Here is a 581-nt window from a genome sequence, read left to right as displayed (position 1 = left end):
GATGGTCAGCGAGCCGCCGTTCTCGATGTTGCGCGCCGCACCCAGGAACCGCTTCGGCGGGTACAACGCCGTCGAGTCGATACCACCGGACAGGATCCGCCCACTGGCCGGCGACGCGTTGTTGTACGCCCGCCCCAACCGGGTGATCGAGTCCAGCAACACCACCACGTCATGGCCCAACTCCACCAGACGCTTGGCCCGCTCGATCGACAACTCCGACACCGTCGTGTGATCCGACGGCGGCCGGTCGAACGTCGAGGCGATAACCTCACCCTTCACCGACCGCTGCATGTCGGTGACCTCCTCCGGCCGCTCATCCACGAGCACGACCATCAGATGGCACTCCGGATTGTTCCGGGTAATCGCGTTCGCGATCGCCTGCAGCACCATGGTCTTACCGGCCTTCGGCGGCGACACGATCAACGCCCGCTGCCCCTTGCCGATCGGCATCACCAGATCGATGACCCGAGTCGTCAACACCTGCGGCTCGGTCTCCAACCGCAACCGCTCCTGCGGGTACAACGGAGTCAGCTTGTAGAACTCCGGACGACGCCGCGCCTCCTCCGGATCCATGCCGTTGA

1 protein-coding gene is annotated in these 581 nt (G+C 65.1%); it reads right to left on the bottom strand.

Translation table 11 applies throughout. The annotated features are described in order from the left end of the window. The coding region (gene rho / locus Raf01_RS49255) for a transcription termination factor Rho (RefSeq protein WP_203925093.1) at positions 1–581 on the bottom strand (581 nt) is incomplete at both ends.

The sequence above is a fragment of the Rugosimonospora africana genome, from assembly GCF_016862975.1.
GTDB classification, from domain to species: Bacteria; Actinomycetota; Actinomycetes; order Mycobacteriales; family Micromonosporaceae; genus Rugosimonospora; species Rugosimonospora africana.
Note: the sequence above shows the minus strand (reverse complement) of the source record. Positions and strands in the feature narration are given on the sequence as shown.